11 protein-coding genes are annotated in these 13975 nt (G+C 47.8%); 8 read left to right on the forward strand and 3 right to left on the reverse strand.

What is annotated here, in order from left to right; translation table 11 throughout:
- Positions 1-144: 144 nt before the first annotated feature.
- On the forward strand, positions 145-1032 hold the full coding sequence (locus ACM6JA_RS15430) for a DMT family transporter (protein ID WP_414852970.1): 888 nt from the start codon (positions 145-147) through the stop codon (positions 1030-1032).
- 71 nt (positions 1033-1103) lie between these two features.
- Here the strand turns inward: ACM6JA_RS15430 and ACM6JA_RS15435 are convergent, their stop codons facing one another.
- The 3 genes from ACM6JA_RS15435 to ACM6JA_RS15445 all read right to left on the reverse strand — a co-directional run bounded on the left by ACM6JA_RS15435 (position 1104) and on the right by ACM6JA_RS15445 (position 4109).
- Complete coding sequence (locus ACM6JA_RS15435) at positions 1104-1631, reverse strand: GNAT family N-acetyltransferase (protein ID WP_414853138.1); 528 nt, start codon at positions 1629-1631, stop codon at positions 1104-1106.
- 168 nt (positions 1632-1799) lie between these two features.
- Complete coding sequence (locus ACM6JA_RS15440; protein WP_414852971.1) at positions 1800-2738, reverse strand: alpha/beta hydrolase; 939 nt, start codon at positions 2736-2738, stop codon at positions 1800-1802.
- Positions 2739-2798: 60 nt separating this feature from the next.
- Positions 2799-4109, reverse strand: a complete 1311-nt coding sequence (locus ACM6JA_RS15445; RefSeq protein WP_414852972.1) for a hypothetical protein — start codon at positions 4107-4109, stop codon at positions 2799-2801.
- A 396-nt stretch (positions 4110-4505) separates the two neighbouring features.
- Here ACM6JA_RS15445 and ACM6JA_RS15450 point away from each other — a divergent pair, with 396 nt between their 5' ends.
- The 7 genes from ACM6JA_RS15450 (at position 4506) to ACM6JA_RS15480 (ending at position 13951) form a co-directional block, all read left to right on the forward strand.
- Positions 4506-5438: an ABC transporter permease gene (locus tag ACM6JA_RS15450; protein ID WP_007726455.1), complete on the forward strand. Its 933-nt coding sequence runs from the start codon at positions 4506-4508 to the stop codon at positions 5436-5438.
- 3 nt (positions 5439-5441) lie between these two features.
- Positions 5442-6386 (forward strand): ABC transporter permease, encoded by a 945-nt coding sequence (locus ACM6JA_RS15455; protein WP_414852973.1) that lies wholly within the window; start codon positions 5442-5444, stop codon positions 6384-6386.
- Positions 6387-6414: 28 nt separating this feature from the next.
- Positions 6415-7434, forward strand: a complete 1020-nt coding sequence (locus tag ACM6JA_RS15460) for an ABC transporter ATP-binding protein (protein ID WP_414852974.1) — start codon at positions 6415-6417, stop codon at positions 7432-7434.
- A complete protein-coding gene (locus ACM6JA_RS15465) occupies positions 7435-8382 on the forward strand; it encodes an ABC transporter ATP-binding protein (protein WP_144615848.1) in 948 nt (315 codons plus the stop codon).
- Positions 8383-8418: 36 nt separating this feature from the next.
- Positions 8419-10047: a peptide ABC transporter substrate-binding protein gene (locus ACM6JA_RS15470; RefSeq protein WP_414852975.1), complete on the forward strand. Its 1629-nt coding sequence runs from the start codon at positions 8419-8421 to the stop codon at positions 10045-10047.
- Positions 10048-10127: 80 nt separating this feature from the next.
- Positions 10128-11930, forward strand: coding sequence for an alpha/beta fold hydrolase (locus tag ACM6JA_RS15475; RefSeq protein WP_414852976.1), 1803 nt, complete (start codon positions 10128-10130; stop codon positions 11928-11930).
- A 5-nt stretch (positions 11931-11935) separates the two neighbouring features.
- On the forward strand, positions 11936-13951 hold the full coding sequence (locus tag ACM6JA_RS15480; protein WP_414852977.1) for a S9 family peptidase: 2016 nt from the start codon (positions 11936-11938) through the stop codon (positions 13949-13951).
- Positions 13952-13975: the final 24 nt, after the last annotated feature.

Below are 13975 nucleotides of genomic sequence, written 5' to 3' on the forward strand. Positions count from 1 at the left end.
TTCGCTGGTCTTTATTATGTTCGGACTGTACAACCAAACATAATTTCCATCAAACTATAGCAGATTAGCTCATGGACTTTTTTCGCACTCTCCTGTACGATAGCTAACGAAAGAATAATGCATCGGGTGAAAGAAGGAACATTCATGATTCGGTCGTACTTGCTGTTGCTTTTTTGTGTGACGCTGTGGGGCAGTAATTTTGTTTTTGGAAGCATGTTGGTCAAAGAGTTTCCTCCGCTGTTTTTGGCAGATGTACGCTTGCTTTTCACATCTATGTTTCTAATCATTTACGCGTGGCTGACCAAAAAATTCGTGAAAATCACCGCTCGTGAGCTAGGACTTCTTGTATTGCTCGGATTGATCGGGACGCTGGCGAATCAAACGGCCTATTTCAACGGGCTCTTGACGACAGACGCGACAACGGCATCGTTGATTCTTTCCTTGTCGCCGATCGTCACCGCAGTGCTGGCCTCTTTGTTTTTGAAGGAACAGTTTACCTTGCGTATGAAGATTGGGTCTGGCTTGGCTCTCCTGGGAACATTCTTCGTAGTCGGTATTGGGGCAGGACTCTCCATTTCCAAAGGTGTCTTTCTCATTGCGATTGCGATGGTCACATTCTCGTCTTCCATGATCATCATTCGCAAACTGACGCAAACCGTGCAGCCGTTTATTGCCACCGTGTACTCGACGACGGTTGGTACTTTGTTTTTGACTCCTGCGGCACTGTTGACGATCGAGCCAGGGGCGCAGATTAGTCACGAAGTGTGGGCATGGGCGATGCTCATTTTGACCGCGATCCTTATGCAAGGAATATGTGGAATCGTATGGAATCAACAATTAAAAGTGGTAGGGACGGGCAAAGCAGCTATTTTTCTTAACTTGCAGCCCTTTGTAGCGATGCTGGTCGGGTTTTTACTACTTGGTTCGCAGGTGACGTCGATTCAAATCGGAGGCTCTTTGTTGATCGTCGTGGGTGTGATTGTTGCCAGTGTTCAAAAGAAACAATCTGTTCAGCCATCTAAATCGGTATAGAGCTTACTTGCTCATAAGAAAAGGACCTGATGCGAAGGTCCTTTTTTGCATGGAAGGAATACGAATGGACGCTATACGAATTTGTACATCAGGACATCATCTGCGTATTCATTCTCAGCCAGCTTGAATTCTTTCACTTTTCGTCCTTCTTCCTCAAATCCAAGGCTTTTGTATAAAGCAATCGCTCTCAGATTGTTGGAGAACACCCCTAAGCTCACTTTTTCAATGAGCGGATGTTGCTCAGCCCAAGCTAACAATTCCTTCAATAAAACCTTGCCGATGCCCTTATTTCTGTGAGCTTTCTGGATCATCATCGTGATCGAACTTGTATGAGTCAAACGTTGGCGAGCCGGAGAAACGAACACGACCATGCCAGCCAATTCACCGTTTATTTCCGCTACGAACATGGTTCCCCTGTCATTGTCGATGATGTTTTGTATCCACTCAAGCTGCTGCTCCATGGTTTTGTCGAATTCTTCGGAAACAGCAATAAAATATTCACCTTCATAAACCACATCACGCTGCAAAGATAAAATGGCTGCCGCATCCTCGATACGAACGAAGCGAATGGTCACTTTGTCGTCTGTATGTCTAGTCAATGATTTCACCCTTCCCATCATGTTGATGTTTAACAATTTCCCCTTTCCAAAGAAAATCCCCTTCTTTCCTTGGAACATGGCGCTCTGGAAAAAAGGAAGCGCAAGCAGTCGAGAAAGGAGAGGAACATCCTCTGTTCGCAGGCTTACGCTTTGTTTATCCAAGATGGCCTACATTTTGAATGCTTTTCGTAATTGTGCCGACATCTCATCCAACGATTCTTGCGCTTGCTTGATAGAGGTATGGAATCCGATAAAGGAATGGATCAAGCCTTGTTCATTTCGATAGAGGACATCGACACTGCTATCGCGTAGCTTGTCTGCATACGTTTTTCCGCCATCTCGCAAAGGGTCGTATTCGGCTGTAATCACCATGGCAGGAGGCAGACCAGTGAGATCGGCTCCGTTGATCGGATCAAGATATGGATTTTGGAGATCGGCAGGTGGTAGATAATGAGAGAGGAACCAATTCAGCAATTCCACATCCATCAAATAGCCACTCGCATTTTCCTGCATGGATGGATAAGGAGCGGTATCTACAATTCCTACGGCTGGATAGATTAATAATTGAAAAACGATAGGCGGGCCCTGTCGCTCTTTAGCCATGAGACTCACGACTGTGGCAAAATTTCCTCCGGCGCTATCTCCGCCTACCGCTATCCGCGATCGGTCAATCCCAAACTGATCAGCATGGTCAGAAATAAATAGGAGAGAATCATAGGCATCTTCCAATCCTGCAGGAAAAGGATGTTCAGGAGCGAGCCGATAATCGACAGAAATGACCACGCATTTTGCGTTATTTGCGAAGTTGCGACATACCGAGTCTACCGTTTCGAGATTGCCGATCACGAATCCGCCTCCATGATAGTACACGAGTGCAGGGAAGGGTGCCTGTCCTTCTGGTGTGTATATGCGAATCGGAATAGAACGACCTTCTAAGGGAAGCGATAAATCCTCTACCTTTTTTACCTGTTCACGTACCACGCCTGAATCTCGATTTTGATCAGTCGCCATTCGCATAATCTGTGGTGTCAATTGGTTGAAATCAACATCATGGCGTGAGCGGTTGAAGACGTCTAATATTTGTTGAATCTGTGGATGAACGGGCATGTGTATGACCTCCTATTCGTATGGAAATCACAAGCTTACACCTTTCTCATGGAGAAACAATTAAGTAGTTTGTGGGGAGGGGAGTATACGATAAATCTTCCGTGGGCGCCCCCGGTTCGTTGGCGTCTCTTCCCCAATGAGTTCGATAATGTTGTGCTCTGCCAAGTCACTTAAGATTCTTCGCGCATTGCGAGGGGTCATGCCCATCCATTCTGCGATCATCGAAGCGCTGATATATTTTTGCCCCAGCGCTTTTTGGACAGAGAGGATTTTGTTAAACGTCGTAATGCTGACACCGGCTTTTTTCAGATTTTCGCTAATTTCTTTGTCCTGTGTCCAATATTCGTAGCTGATACTGTTCGACTGACGCAGCGGTCCTTCAATGGAACCGTCATGGTCAACGAGGATCACGGCATCCTTATGGTTTTTGGCGTGACCGAGAGCGAGCTGTGCATTGCGCTCTGCAGACAATGCTGTGACACCAAAACCGATTCCCATATTCGCATGCGAATGGGTGAGCAGCTTGATTTTTTCCAAAAGGATCGTGGGGTGAAATTCTGGATTGTCTTCATACGATCCGCGGGTGGAAAAAATAATGAACTTGGAATTGCCTACCGCGACGAAGCTACCGGAAATCGACTCTGTGTAATCGAGTACGAGCTCTTGCAGCTTCAAGTCGAGGCGCCGTAGCTCGTACGCGTTTGCAGGTTCATTTACGAGCTTTTCCATGTCGGATACCTCAATCAATTGAACAGCAATTTGGGAGCGTTTGAAGTGGAGCGTTTCACCCTCTTGCAGAATTTGCTTGAAAATCTCTCGAAATATAAAGCGGGTGAAGCCCATTCGGTATACTCTGATTCCTTGTCGCTTTAATTCTTCGGTGACGAAAAGCGTTCCCGTGACACAAGCATCTACCTTGCCTTCCTGGATAAGGCGGGTGTGATAGGCTACCAATTCAGATCTCTTTCTGAATTCTTTATACGGCTTTAGGTATGGATTCTCACAGTGCAGGCCCAATTCCTCTAAAGTCTCACGAAAATGCGCTTCCGAAATGGTATCGAAGCTCACGCGATCTAAAGAAAAACCATCGCGGTATACCAATTCGAGTAATGCTTTGGTCAGGACACTTGAATTGACTTGCGGATAAAAGGCTTTTTTCTTGCCAATATGCGCTTTTGCCATCGAGTAGGGGGCGACTCCAGAGAAGAACCAGATGTCTGTTTCCATATCATTTTCGGCTACATAGACAGGTACTTGTTCCACTCCTTGATAAATAAAGGAGGTGAGCAGGATGTGATCGGAAAACTCACGTCCTACAGCTACCATTGCATCTACTGAATCTTTTGGACCGACTATGCTAACTTTTATCATCAAAATGTCCTCCAAAAAAGTTAAACTACGGGATAAACAATTCGTCAGGAAGGAGATCCATCCTTTTTCGGCATTCTAGTATGCCAGTCTTTCTTATATAGATAGAATATAACCCATCAGTTGGGCATGGGAGCTGTAGCGACCACGAAGTTTTAAATAGGGATGGTTTAGGGAAAATTTCCGTATTAATAGTTGTATATTTGACAACTTTCAGCAAATTCCTTTATGAATCGATTTAAAAAATAAAAAAATCAGAATTGACATTAAATAATTACGGCACTATATTGTTGAATTAAGGAATGTTTTAGGTCAATTTCCGTTAAAGGTTTCTTAAAAGGAGGGTACGTTGAATTTTCTTAATCTTTTTGCAAGTCTGGACTAGGGGGCTCTTATAAGATGTCACGTTATTTACTTAAAAGAATTCTGATGATGGTACTCACCTTGTGGATCATTGTAACGTTGACCTTTAGCCTGATGCATATGATCCCTGGTGATCCATTCGCGTCAGAGTCAGATCAGTTGCCCGAGCAAATTTTGCTGAATCTGCGTGCCAAATACAATCTAGATGAACCGCTGCCGATGCAGTATTTACTTTATCTAAAAAGTTTGGTCATGCTCGATTTAGGACCTTCTATTAAGTCGGAGACACGCGGTGTCAATGATATGATCAAAGATGGCTTCGGAGCATCTGCACTGATCGGTTTGCAAGCGATAGCGTTTGCCCTTTTTTTCGGACTTTTATTCGGAACAATTGCGGCATTAAACCGAAATACCTGGATTGATTATGCGGCAATGGTCCTGGCCGTATTAGGAATTGCTGTACCCAGCTTCATCATGGCACCATTGCTCATTAATTACTTGGCAATCAAATTGCCGTTATTCCCAGTAGCGACGCTTACCAGCTGGAAACACTCGGTTCTGCCTTCACTCGCACTTGCTTTTGGACCATTAGCCATCATTACACGCTATATGCGTACGAGCATGATCGACGTGATGAACCAGAATTACATACGGACTGCTGAGGCAAAAGGAATTCCGACTTTTCTGATAGTGATCAAGCATGGAATCCGTAACGCTATTTTGCCGATCGTCACGTTTATGGGACCGCTTATCGCGGGGTTGTTAACCGGAACGTTCGTCGTCGAAAAGATTTTTGCGGTACCAGGGATCGGCAAGTACTTCGTTGATGGCATTTTCAATCGAGATTATCCCGTTATTTTGGGAACGACAGTTTTCTACAGTGCCATCTTGGTGCTCATTATCTTCTTGATTGATCTGGCCTATATGTTCATCGATCCACGAATCAAACTATCGAGCAGGGGGAGGTAGCCAATGGCGGTAGATCAATCAGTAAATGAGTTGTTTCGACCTCGAGCTCAAAAAGCAGATGGACAGATCGCTCAGATGCGACCGAGCCTGACTCATTTTCAACAAGTAACTAGAAAGCTCGTCAGAAACAAGCTGGCTATGGTGGGTTTGACCCTGATTGTTTTGCTGATGGCCATGGCGATAATTGGTCCACATCTCGTTTCGTACAGCTATTCCGATCAGAGTCTCTTGAATGCGAATCAGGAAATTTCGAGCGTGCATTGGTTCGGAACAGATGAGCTGGGTCGAGATATGTTTTCACGGACATGGTACGGAGCGCGGATTTCACTCATTATCGGAATATCGGCAGCGTTGATTGACTTGGTCATCGGAGTGACCGTCGGCGGTATTGCCGGATACATGGCCGGTCGAGGCAAAAAGGGAGACCGAATCGATACCATCATCATGCGATTGATCGAGGTCTTGTACGGACTGCCGTACCTGCTCGTGGTGATCATGCTGATGGTTGTCATGGAGCCTGGAATTGTTACCATCATCATCGCGTTGTCCGCAACCGGTTGGGTAGGGATGGCTCGCCTCGTTCGGGGACAAATCCTGCAATTGAAAAACCAGGAGTTCATCATGGCTGCGCAAGTGCTGGGTGCCAAATTCCCTCGCATTTTGTTACGCCACCTGATTCCGAACACAATCGGAGTCATCATCGTGAACTTGACGTTTACCATTCCGTCGGCGATATTTGCAGAATCTTTCCTTAGTTTCTTGGGGCTGGGTGTGCAAGCGCCAATCGCTAGCTGGGGCACGATGACTAACGATGCACTCGGCGTCATTTTGACAGGGGATTGGTGGAGACTTTTCTTCCCGGCCTTGATGATTTCTTTGACGATGTTTGCCTTCAACGTCTTCGGTGATGGCTTGCAGGACGCATTGGACCCAAGAATTCGCGAGTAACCTCGCCACGAAGATAGGAGGATCAGACATGGCGGATCATTTGCTACAAGTAGAAAACCTCCGCGTACATTTCAAAACATACGGTGGAGAGGTACAGGCTGTACGGGGAGTTACCTTTCATGTTGATCGTGGCGAGACGCTTGCGGTAGTAGGCGAGAGCGGCTGTGGGAAGAGTGTAACCGCCCAAGCGATCATGGGCTTGATCCCGAATCCGCCGGGAAGAATCGTGGATGGTCAAATTCGTTTTGACGGAAAAGTTATCACGGGGATGAGCAAGAAGGAATTGCTTTCGGTTCGTGGAGCTGAGATCGGAATGGTCTTCCAGGACCCGATGACGGCACTGAACCCGACGATGAAGGTCGGCGCCCAGATCGTCGAGGGATTTGTTCGTACCCATCAGGTCAGCAAAGAAGAGGCGCGTAAAAAAGCGATGGAGATGCTTCGACTGGTCGGTATCCCCGATCCGGAAAAACGGGTCGATCAATACCCGCATGAGTTTTCCGGAGGAATGCGGCAACGTGTCGTCATCGCGATTGCACTCGCCAATAATCCAAAGCTCGTCATTGCGGATGAACCGACGACAGCATTGGACGTAACGATTCAAGCACAAATCTTGGACTTGCTCCGAGAATTACAGGAAAAGCAGCAGCTCTCCATCGTGATGATTACACATGACTTGGGTGTCGTAGCAGAAATCGCGCACCGGGCCGTGGTTATGTATGCAGGAATTGTGGTGGAAACAGGCAAGGTAGAGGATATTTTCGCAAATCCGAAGCATCCGTACACATGGGGCTTGATGCGCTCTCTACCGCGGATCGATGGTGTGGAAAAGGAACGCCTGGTACCGATTGAGGGAACGCCGCCAGATTTATTCCACCCGCCAAAAGGTTGTCCGTTCGCTCCGCGTTGTCAGTTTGCGATGGAAATATGCGAGCAGCAAATGCCGGACGCTTCCACATTCACCGAGGGTCACCAAGCGGCATGCTGGCTACATGATCCACGGGCACCGAAGCTGGGAGAATTGGTGGCAGCAGGGAGGCAGACGTAGATGAGCCAAGCGTTGGTTGAAGTCAAAAATCTAAAAAAGCATTTTGAGATCGGTAATGGGATTACGCTAAAGGCAGTCGATGGCGTGACCTTCACGATTAATCGCGGCGAGACGCTCGGACTAGTAGGCGAGAGCGGCTGCGGAAAGTCGACGTTGGGCAGAACGATGATTCGCCTCTATGAAAATACAGATGGAGAAGTTTTGTTCAAGGGAAAAAATGCACACCGCTTAAAAGGGAAAGATGCAGAGCAGTTCCACCGCGACGTCCAAATGATTTTTCAAGACCCGCAAGCAAGTCTGAATCCGCGCATGACCGTCATGGACATTATTGCGGAGGGCTTGGATATTCACGGCTTGTCTCGTGGTGCAAGAGCGGATCGGGTCAAAGAATTGCTGGAGCTCGTTGGTTTGTCTAAGGAACATGCGAACCGATTCCCTCATGAATTCAGTGGAGGCCAAAGGCAGCGGATCGGGATTGCCCGAGCACTTGCGGTCGAACCGGAATTTATCATCGCAGATGAACCGATTTCAGCGCTTGATGTGTCGATTCAAGCGCAGGTTGTGAATCTATTGGAAGACTTGCAGCAGGACAGGGGGCTGACTTACTTGTTTATCGCCCACGATCTGTCCATGGTGAAGCACATTTCCACGCGAATCGGAGTGATGTACCTCGGCAAAATGGTAGAAATGGCAAACAGCTTCGAGCTGTACGCAAAGCCACTTCATCCATATACACAAGCGTTACTGTCCTCAATTCCGATTCCTGATCCGACAATCAAGCGAGAGCGCATCATTTTGCAGGGCGATTTGCCGAGTCCTGCCAACGCTCCAAGCGGTTGTGTTTTCCGAACAAGATGCCCAAAGGCCATGGAGCAATGCGCGGCACAGATTCCTGAATGGCAGGAAGCCGCACCGAACCATTGGGTCGCTTGTCATCTCTATCAGTAGTTCGATTTTCTATCTTAAAATATAGGGGGAAACAACGTGAAGAAATTAGCTGCCTTTGCCCTGTCGCTCTCGCTCGTCATTCCGGCTCTAGCTGGTTGCGGCGGTAGTGGCGAGTCAACATCGACTGGAGGTACCACTACCCCAGGCGCTGCTGCCAAACAAGAAATTGTGTTCAATGCCAAGTCCGAGCCACCAGATTTGAACCCACTCACGTCAACGGATACGACGTCCTTCTGGATCATGGATCACTTGGGGGAAGGTCTGTACACCAAGGACAAGGATGGCAATCCAATCTTGGGAGTAGCGAAGGAAGTGAAGCTATCGGATGACAAGCTGAAGTATACGTTCATTTTGCGCGATGATGCGAAGTGGACCAATGGTGAGCCGGTTACCGCCGAGGATTTTGCCTACACGTATATGAAGCATCTCGATCCGGCAACAGCTTCGACCTCTGCTTATCTGCTCTACTACATCAAGGGTGGAGAAGCGTACAATAAGGGTACTGGAAAAGCAGAAGATGTAGGCATCAAGGCAGTCGATGCAAAAACGCTCGAAATCGAGCTGGTCGCACCTACCTCGTACTTTGACAAAATGCTGGCTACCCGTTACTGGCACCCAATCAACAAGAAGCAGGCAGAAGCGAATCCAAAATGGGCAGCAGATGCGGACAGCTACATCTCCAACGGCGCTTACAAGCTCGTTTCCTGGAAGCATGACTCCGAGCTCGTAATTAAAAAAAACGAGCATTATTGGAACAAAGCTGACGTAAAAATGGATAAGATCACCTGGAAAATGGTGAATGACGCCACGACTGCCTATCAGATGTACAAGAGTGGCGAGCTCGACTTCAACAAAGAGATGCCGTCTGACATCCTCGCGCAAGAAAAATCGAGCCCAGATTTCAAATCCGTTCCTTACTATGGTACGTACATGTACATGTTTAACGTAACGAAAGAACCGTTTACGAATAAAAAAGTCCGTAAAGCTTTCGCAATGTCGCTCGATCGTAAAGCGCTGTCCGAAATGGTAAGCCAAGGTGGAGAGACGCCAGCCTACTCCATGGTACCTCGCGGAGCGGTACAACCAAACGGAAAAGACTTCCGTGAAGAGGGCGGAGACTACTTCAAAGAAGATTACGAAGCAGCGAAGAAGTTGCTGGCTGAAGGTATGCAAGAAGAAGGCTGGTCCACACTGCCAGACGTTACACTCATGTACAACACCGATGAAAGCCACAAGAAAATTGCACAAGCGATCCAAGAAATGCTCAAGAAAAACTTGGGCGTAGAAGTGAAAATGACAAACCAAGAGTGGAAAGTGTATCTGGATACAACGAAACAAAAGAACTATCAAATGGGCCGTATGGGCTGGGTAGGTCAAATCAACGACCCTGCATTTAACCTGGACTACTATTTGGGTGAAAGCCCGAACAACCGTACTGGTTGGGTGAACAAAGAGTATGATCAGTTGAATATGGCGGCAAAAGTTGAGCAAGACCCGAACAAGCGTATGGAACTGCTTCACCAGGCAGAAGCCATTTTGATGGATGAAATGCCGTTCATTCCAGTCTACCACTACCAGCAAAACTATTTGGTGAAACCGAATCTGGAAGGTCTCACTTTCCCAGTCAACGCGTTCCCAAGCGCTCGCTGGTCAACCAAAAAATAGAAAAAAAGAGGAGCTTCTCCTCTTTTTTCTCTTTACATACTCCAAGGAACATCTAGCAAAACAGGAAAGGATGACTTCTCGTGATTTTGGACTATCTGCAAGTGAAATCCGCGTATCAATTGAAGGTGGTACCGCAGCGTAGAGAGATTACCTTTTTAACGAAGCTGACAGGTATCGCGCAGTTGTGGCGCTGGAATGAAGAGTCCAACCGCTCGGAGCAAGTGAGCTTTTTGCCTGATCGTGTGGTAGCAGTTGACCATTCCCCGTGCGGAACGAAAACGATTGTCGGTATGGACAACAAGGGAGACGAGCGGCAGCAGTTCTTTTTGCTAACGGAAAATGGTGCAGTTGTGAAGCCGCTGACAGATGCTCCTGATTATTTTCACTATTTGGGAGGCTGGTCTTCGTGTGGGCAAAAGATCGCGTGGTCCAGCAATCGTCGCAATCCGCGCAGCTTTGATATTTTTATACAGGATGTCGAGAGTGGTGCGTATGAAGAAGTCTTCCGCTATGATGGGCGCACCGATCCAATCGGCTGGCTGCCAGACGGGACAGGACTCATTTTCAGCGTGCAGGAGACCAACATTGACAATTGCTTGTATTTGTTGAATCTGCAAACGAAGGAAGCACAAAAGCTCGCCATTTGCAGCAAACATGCGCGCTACCATTCCTTGCTACTGTCTAAAGACGGCCAAACGGGATATCTCGTAACCGACCGCGATGAAAACACGAAAGCGTTGTGCCGCTTTTCACTGCGTACAGGAGAGCTGGACAAACTGGTGCACGACCCGAAATGGGACATCGAGGAGGCCAAATTATCTCCCGACGAGACGCTTCTTGCCTTCACGATCAATGAAGGAGGCTACTCCGTTCTTGCTCTCTATTCCTTGACAGAGCAACGCTGGGAGCGGGTGGAGGAAGCACCACGTGGAGTGATCTCTTCCTTGGCCTGGGTGAGTGATGATCAGCTCGCTTTTACGCTGAAAAGCCCTACACTTCCAGGAGACATCTGGACGTATACCATTTCGGAGCAAACCAGCCGACGTGTGACGAACATTGGTCAATCCGATGCTCTGGAAGATAAACTCATCGAGCCAAAATTGTGCACCTTTCACTCTTTTGATGGCTTGGAAGTGCCGTATTTCCTCTATGCCAAAGATATATCCGAGAATGCCGAGAAAAAACCAGTCGTCGTTTACGTCCATGGCGGGCCAGAGAGCCAAATTCGACCGGAGTATCATCCTGTTTTTCAATTTTTGGCGAACGAAGGCTTTACGGTGGTAGCACCGAATGTTCGCGGCAGCATGGGTTACGGTCGGGAATATGTCCAGCTCGATGATCGACGCAAGCGTATGGATTCTGTAGCAGATTTGGCTTGGCTGGTCAAAGATTTAGGCAAACGTCCAAGCGTTGACCCGAATGCGATCGGTATCATGGGCCGCAGCTACGGAGGATTCATGACATTGGCTGCGCTTACGCAGTACCCTGACCTGTGGACCGCAGGTGTTGATATTGTGGGGATTTCCCACTTCAAAACCTTTCTGGAGAACACTGGGGCATGGAGACGGAGATTGCGTGAGGTGGAGTATGGGTTCCTCGGCGAAGACGATGACTTTTTTGAAGAAATTGCTCCTTTGAATCATTCCCATAAGATCACGGCTCCGCTTCTCGTATTCCACGGGCGCAATGATACGCGTGTTCCTGTCAGCGAAGCAGAACAGCTCGTAGCGGACATGCGAGGCAGGGGACAAGAAGTCGATTTGCACATTTTTGAGGATGAAGGTCACTTTACCGAAAAGCTGGACAATCACATCACGTTGAATCAAAAGATTTCCCAGTTCTTTTTGGAGCAACTTGCATCCACCAATAAAATCGAGGAGTGATTAGGATGACGCAAGCAAAAAGAGGCATAACGGCTGAAGATTTGTATCAAATGCGGTACGCGAGCGATCCGCAGCTATCACCAGACGGAAAAACGCTTGCCTATGTGGAAAATCAAATCGATGAGTCCCACGCATACCAAAATCACTTATTTTTACGCAGATTGGATGCGGATGATCCACAGCCATTGACGTCTGGCTCCCGCGACACCTTTCCGCGCTGGTCACCGGATGGTTCAAAGATTAGCTATGTTTCGAATCGATCTGGAAAACCACAGATTTGGCTGATCGATGCACACGGAGGCGAAGCAAGGCAGCTCACACGTTGCAAAAACGGCGTCAGCAATCCGACTTGGTCACCTGACGGCCAATACATTGTCTTCTCGTCGATCTTGGATGAGGGTGAAACATTCGCAGACCTCGAGGGAACCGAGGAGAAAGAAAATGCCAAAGCCATTCATGTCGGAAGAATGAAGTACAAATCCGATGATCTCGGGTTCATTTACGAGAAAAACAAGCAGCTGGCCATTGTTCATGTAGAAACTGGCGAGATTACTCCACTCAGCGATGGCCCGTACAATCATACGATTGGGTCCTGGTCGCCGGACGGAAAGTGGATCGCTGTTACTGCGAACCGAGCAGAAGACCCTGACTTTCAGCATAGTGTTGACGTTTTTCTCATCTCTTCTGAAGGGGGAGAATGGAAAAAGCTGACCAACAGCAAAGGGATTTTTGCCTATCCAACCTGGTCACACGACGGTAAAAAGCTAGCGTATATCGGAAGTGAATTGGACACGCATTTGTACGCAGCACAGAAGCGCATCTGGGTATATGATTTTGAAAAGGGCGACTATACTTGCATCACAGCGGATTGGGACGTACAGGTTGGCGATTCCACCATCGGAGACATGCGATCGCCAGGTCACCCGAATCCAGGCGCTGTATGGACAGCGGACGGAAAAGGCATGTATTTTATCGCAAGCGAACGAGGAAATTCCGGCATTTATCACGTAACGCTAGACGGACAAGTCACGAATGTTGTAGCGGGCAACCGGAATATTTACGGCTTTTCGCTGCATGAAAACGAACAAAAGGTGGTTGCGGCCATCAGTGACCCGTTTACGCCGGGCGACTTGTATCAAGTATGCCTGAAAGACGGAGAAGAAAAACGTCTAACAGCGCTGAACGAAGAACTATTTGCGGGCATTGAGCTCCCTGTTCCAGAAGAAATGGAGTTTGTTGCGAAGGATGGCTGGAAGCTGCACGGTTGGATGCTCAAGCCTGTCGGTTTTGAAGAAGGAAAAAAATATCCGATGGTTCTGCAAATTCATGGCGGGCCTCACTCTATGTACGGAAATACGTTTTTCCACGAGTTCCAGCTGCTCTCTGCAAAAGGCTACGCCGTACTCTATACGAATCCGAGAGGGAGCTTTGGCTACGGAGAGCGTTTTGTTCAGGCTTGCTGCGGTGACTATGGAGGGAACGATTATAGCGATTTGATGACGGCCGTGCAATATGCATGCGATCATTTCGATTTTGTCGATGAAGATCGCTTGGGTGTCGCAGGCGGCAGCTACGGTGGCTTCATGACGAACTGGATCGTCGGTAAAACCAATCGATTCAAAGCGGGTGTAACAGATCGGAGTATTTGCAACTGGGTAAGCTTTTACGGTGTGAGTGATATCGGTTACTTCTTCACTGCCGAAGAGATTCAGGCAAATCCATTCACGAATCCGGAAAAAATGTGGCAGCATTCACCAATTCGCTTGGTAGAGAACATCGAGACGCCTTTGCTGATCATGCATGGAGAACATGACTACCGTTGCCCGATCGAACAGGCCGAGCAGCTTTATGTAACATTGAAGCATCAAGGCAAGGCCCCGGTGTCATTTGTCCGTTTCCCGGGTGCCAGTCATGAACTATCCCGCAGTGGTGATCCTGAGCAACGCGTGTTGAGACTGCAATATACAACGGATTGGTTTGACAGCTATTTAGTTGCACACCAAAAAGAGAAAGTCGAATAAGCAGGTAAATGCTAAAAGGAGGTG

This window comes from Brevibacillus sp. IT-7CA2 (genome assembly GCF_949767855.1).
Taxonomy (GTDB): domain Bacteria; phylum Bacillota; class Bacilli; order Brevibacillales; family Brevibacillaceae; genus Brevibacillus.